Genomic DNA, 5,069 nt, shown 5'->3' on the forward strand with positions numbered 1-5,069 from the left:
ATCTTTATTTTTAATAAAATCATCAATTGAGTCTTCGTAAACTTTAAATTCTTCAATATCAGATTCAACAAAATAACGTCTAAAAGGATCTAATGAATTCAAATATTTATCATATACTTTTTCAGAAAACTTATCATCCATAGCAATTGGACTGTAGTGTCCTTTTTCAAGTACATAAGCCAAAAGCTCTAACAATAATTTGTCTTTCTCGGGATTTGCTTCAACTTTTTTAGGTCTAAAACTCCAAAAAAGCACTGCTGATAAGGCAGTTATAATCAAGATAATCTTATAATTCTTTTTCATAAATATGACTAAACGGTTCATTCAAAAATTTTCAACTAATTTACACAAAAAATTATGCCAAACTCTTAAAAAGAATATAAAAATTTGGTAATATTTACTTATTAGTGTGCAATATTAGTGTAAAGTTACTTTCTAATTTAGTAATTTAGCAATTCAATTTTAAATAAAATGAAAAAACCTTTAATATTAATTACAAATGACGATAGTATAGTTGCTCCGGGAATAAGAGCTCTTATTGAAGTTATGAAAGAAATTGGAGAAGTAATTGTTGTTGCACCCGACAGCCCACAAAGCGCTATGGGTCACGCAATTACCATAAACAATACTATTACTTTAGACAAATTAAACTTAGACAAAGAGATAGAGCATGAATATAGTTGTTCTGGAACACCTGTAGATTGTGTTAAAATTGCAGTTCATGAGATATTAAAACGCAAACCAGATTTATGTGTTTCAGGAATTAATCACGGATCTAACTCATCTATAAATGTAATTTATTCGGGTACAATGAGTGCTGCAGTTGAAGCTGGAATAGAAGGAATTCCTGCCATAGGTTTTTCAGTATTAGATCATAGTTGGGATGCTAATTTCGAACCTTTTAAAACTTATGTGAAGAAAATTGCATTACAAGTTTTAGAACAAGGATTACCTGAAGGTGTTGTCTTAAACGTAAATTTTCCAAAATTAAAAGCGGAAGAACTAAAAGGAATAAGAATTTGTCGCCAAGCGAAAGCAACTTGGATTGAAGAATTTGACAAACGAACAAATCCAATGGGAAAAGAATATTATTGGTTATCTGGTGAATTTGTAAATCAAGACAAAGGGGAAGATACCGATGAATGGGCTTTGCAAAACGGTTATATTTCTGTCGTACCTGTTCAATTTGATTTAACTGCTCATCATGCCATTTCACAATTAAATAACTGGAATTTATAATGCAAAAGAGAGATTTATTTATTGGTATTTTAATTGGACTTATAACTTCTTTTATAGGTTGCTTTCTGTTTATAACATTATTTACTTCAATGGGCTTTGTAGACGGTTATATAAACTTAAAGGCACAAGGAAGTTTGGGAAAACTAATTACGTTAGGTGCTCTATTAAACATGGGAATAGTGTTTTTATTATTCAAAAAAAATAAAGATGAAATAGCAAAAGGTGTTATTTTGTCTATCTTTTTACTAACGATTTATACTTTATTTGCCTAGTTATGAAATACTACATAATAGCAGGAGAAGCTTCAGGAGATTTGCATGGTTCTAATCTTATGAAAGCTTTATATAAAGAAGATGCAAGTGCTGAAATTAGATTTTGGGGTGGTGATTTAATGCAAAGCGTTGGAGGAACTTTAGTAAAACATTACAAAGAGCGATCTTTTATGGGGTTTTTAGAAGTTATTCAAAATATTTCTAAAATCTTTAAAGACATTGCTTTCTGCAAAATTGATATTACTTCTTTTAATCCAGATGCATTGATATTTATTGATAATTCGGGTTTTAATTTGCGAATCGCTAAATGGGCAAAAGAAAAAGAATTACAAACTAGTTATTATATTTCACCACAAGTTTGGGCCTCAAGAGCCAATAGAGTTCATGCTATAAAACGTGACATTGATCATATGTATGTAATTTTACCTTTTGTAGAAGATTTCTATAAAAAATATGATTATAAAGTTGATTTTGTAGGTCATCCACTAATAGATGCTATTGAAAACAGAACAAATGTAGATGAAGTCAATTTCAGAAAGGAACACAATTTATCAAACAGTCCAATAATTGCACTTTTGCCCGGAAGTAGAAAACAGGAAATCACAAAAATGCTTTCAATAATGCTTTCGATTACAAAAGACTTCAAAGAATATGAATTTGTAATTGCTGGTGCTCCAAGTCAAGATTATGACTTTTATAAGCCTTTTCTAAAAAACAAAAATGTTAAATTTATTTCCAATAAAACTTATGATTTACTGAATATTTCGACAGCAGCCCTTGTTACTTCAGGAACTGCTACTTTAGAAACAGCTTTATTCAAAGTTCCTCAAGTGGTTTGCTATAAAGCAAATGCTGTTTCTTATCAAATTGCTAAACGTATTATTACTTTAAAATTTATTTCATTAGTCAATTTAATTATGGACAAAGAAGTTGTTAAAGAATTAATTCAAGGTGATTTGAATACAAAACAATTAAAGAAAGAACTCAACAATATCCTTACATCACCTGAAAGAGAAAAGATGTTAAACGACTACGAAATACTCCAACAGAAACTCGGAGGAAAAGGTGCAAGTAAAAAAACAGCTAACTTAATTTACAAGAGATTGAAAAAATGATATATTTGCATAAATCTAATCCTTTGAAGCACTACTTTTTTACACTTTTATTCTTGTTTTTATTCCACTTTGGTGTTGAAGCTCAGTCAAATCTTCAAAACATTAGCATCGCACCTATTTCGGAAGGAATGGGCATTGTCGAAAAATATAACGTAAGTGAAAAAGCATCCGTTAAAAACTTTAAAAAGAAAGTAAAGGAAATTAAAAAATTAAACTTAATTTCAGATAAACTTCAAAAAAGAATTGCTTTAGAAGACGCAACGACTATTTCAAATACAAATTTTCCTAATTTTCAAAAAGCTGAAGTTATAGAAACAGCCAAACAATATATAGGAACACCTTATCATTATGGTGGAATGTCTAAAAAGGGCATTGATTGTTCCGCATTAATGTTATTTGCTTACACAAAAAATGACATGGAACTTCCAAGAACTTCAAGAGCTCAATCAAAAATTGGTAGAAAAGTAAATAAAGCTAAAGCTGAACCAGGAGATTTAATATTTTTTAAAACTAACAGAAGAAGAAGTATTATTACACATGTTGGATTAGTTACTGAAAATATTGACGGTCAAATAAAATTCATTCATGCTTCTTCAAGCAAAGGTGTTATTGAATCTTCATTAGCAGAAAGTTATTATCAAAAGACATTTGCGAAAATTAAACGAATCATAGAATAATAAAAAAATTGAAAAAAGCTACCTTACTCTTATTTGTTGTTTTTTCTGTTGTATTTATTAGTTGTAAATCTTCAAAGTCTGTTACAAGCGATTCTAAGAGCGTTTCAAAACAAAAGAATTCAATTGTAAAAACAGCTAAAGAAAATTTAGGCGTAAATTATAAATTTGGTGGCACAACAAAATCTGGGATGGATTGTTCTGGACTAATTTATAGCACTTTTAAGAAATTTAATTATAAATTACCTAGAAGTTCATATGAAATGGCTAATGAAGGCAAGGAAGTTTCAAAATCTAGAGCTGAACCAGGAGATTTAATTTTTTTTAAAACTGGTGGAAGTCGAAAAATAAATCATGTTGGATTAATTACTGACATTACTAAAAATGAAATATTTTTCATACATTCGTCCACAAGCAAAGGAGTAATAATTTCGTCTACAAGCGAAGCTTATTACGCAAAAGCCTTTGAAAAAATAAAACGAGTTATAGAGTAATACTTAACATAAATGGATGTACTAAAATATCCAATCATACTTATTGCTATTTGTTTTGGATTAGGAATTGTAATCCAAAATTATGCGTATTTTTCTCTTACTACTCTTTTGTTTTCTTCCCTATTTTTTTTCATACTATTTCTACTTTTATTTTTTAAGAACCGAAACCAAAACACAAAAAATATCTTTTTTGGCTTGGCAACTTATTTCCTTATTCTTTCCATAGGAAGCATGTCTTTATTCATTCATCAAGACTTTCATGCCAAAAATAATTATTCAAATCTTGAAATTAAAGAACAAAACAATATTAAAGGTTTAGTGGTTGAAGAATTAAAATCAAATGAATTTTACACCAAGTTTATTGTTAAAATCGATTCGTTTAATCAGCAGAAAAGTTCAGGTAAACTTTTGGTTTATTTTTCAAAGAAAAACCCAAATTCTTTACTTATTGGTGATTTAGTTTCTTTTAAATCTGAACTAAAACCAATTCTAAAAAACTATAATCCAGACACTTTTGATTATGCTAATTATATGGAAAATCAAAACGTTTATCATCAAATAAAATGTTTTGAAAATGATTATTTTGTTGGAGAAAAAGTTAAAAATTTTACCTTTTACATTAATGAACTTCGAAAAAAATTAGTTCATAGTTTTGATGCACATCATTTTTCTGTTAGAACAAAATCTATTATTAATGCTTTATTATTAGGCCAAAAACAACAAATTGATAGCGAAACTTTAAACGATTATAAAAATGCTGGCGTTGTTCATATCCTAGCCATTTCTGGTTTGCATATTGGAATTATTTATACTTTTTTCAATTTTATTTTTGGATTCCTAAATCGTGTCAAACATGGAAAAACTATAAAACTTATTGTCATAATTCTTCTTTTATGGCTTTTTGCTTTAATTTCTGGCATGTCAGCTTCTATTACTAGATCAGTTACAATGTTTAGTGTAATTGCATTTGGAACATTCTTAAACAGGAAGAACTTTATGTTTAATGCTATTGCCGCTTCGTTCCTACTTTTGTTGATTTACAATCCGCTTTTAATTTTTGATGTTGGATTTCAGCTGAGTTATGCTGCTGTAATATCGATTTTATTGTTTCAACCGTTTTATCAAAAATTTTATTATTCTAAAAATAAGATTGTAGTTTATATCACAGATTTATTTTTAGTTTCATTAACCGCTCAACTAGGTGTTTTGCCTTTAATGTTATTGTATTTTAAACAAGTTCCTACGTTATTTTTATTAGCCAATTTTGTTGTTATT

The 5,069-nt window shown here is 28.5% G+C and carries 6 protein-coding genes and 1 pseudogene; 6 read left to right on the forward strand and 1 reads right to left on the reverse strand.

Annotated elements, in window-relative coordinates; genetic code table 11:
• Positions 1–303 (reverse strand): annotated as a pseudogene (locus AACZ53_RS13670) (tail-specific protease); the annotation flags it as partial.
• A gap of 168 nt (positions 304–471) precedes the next feature.
• On the opposite strand from AACZ53_RS13670, the gene surE reads away from it, so the two are divergent.
• The 6 genes from surE to AACZ53_RS13700 all read left to right on the forward strand — a co-directional run.
• Positions 472–1,239, forward strand: coding sequence for a 5'/3'-nucleotidase SurE (gene surE / locus AACZ53_RS13675; RefSeq protein ID WP_339839571.1), 768 nt, complete (start codon positions 472–474; stop codon positions 1,237–1,239).
• Positions 1,239–1,511 (forward strand): hypothetical protein, encoded by a 273-nt coding sequence (locus AACZ53_RS13680; protein ID WP_339839573.1) that lies wholly within the window; start codon positions 1,239–1,241, stop codon positions 1,509–1,511. Before surE ends, AACZ53_RS13680 begins: the two co-directional genes overlap by 1 nt.
• A 2-nt stretch (positions 1,512–1,513) precedes the next feature.
• A complete protein-coding gene (gene lpxB, locus AACZ53_RS13685) occupies positions 1,514–2,626 on the forward strand; it encodes a lipid-A-disaccharide synthase (protein ID WP_339839576.1) in 1,113 nt (370 codons plus the stop codon).
• Positions 2,627–2,649: 23 nt separating this feature from the next.
• Entirely contained in the window at positions 2,650–3,303 is a 654-nt protein-coding gene (locus AACZ53_RS13690) for a C40 family peptidase (protein WP_339839578.1), read from the forward strand.
• An 8-nt stretch (positions 3,304–3,311) separates the two neighbouring features.
• Entirely contained in the window at positions 3,312–3,794 is a 483-nt protein-coding gene (locus AACZ53_RS13695) for a C40 family peptidase (protein ID WP_339839580.1), read from the forward strand.
• Positions 3,795–3,806: 12 nt separating this feature from the next.
• The coding region (locus AACZ53_RS13700) for a ComEC/Rec2 family competence protein (protein WP_339839583.1) at positions 3,807–5,069 on the forward strand (1,263 nt) is incomplete at its 3' end.

The organism is uncultured Flavobacterium sp. (assembly GCF_963975005.1).
Taxonomy (GTDB): domain Bacteria; phylum Bacteroidota; class Bacteroidia; order Flavobacteriales; family Flavobacteriaceae; genus Flavobacterium.

Excerpts from the sequence above, each read along its gene's own strand:
- lpxB (WP_339839576.1), top strand. The coding sequence starts at position 1,514 with ATGAAATACTACATAATAGCAGGAGAAGCTTCAGGAGATTTGCATGGT.
- AACZ53_RS13680 (WP_339839573.1), top strand. The coding sequence starts at position 1,239 with ATGCAAAAGAGAGATTTATTTATTGGTATTTTAATTGGACTTATAACT.
- surE (WP_339839571.1), top strand. The coding sequence starts at position 472 with ATGAAAAAACCTTTAATATTAATTACAAATGACGATAGTATAGTTGCT.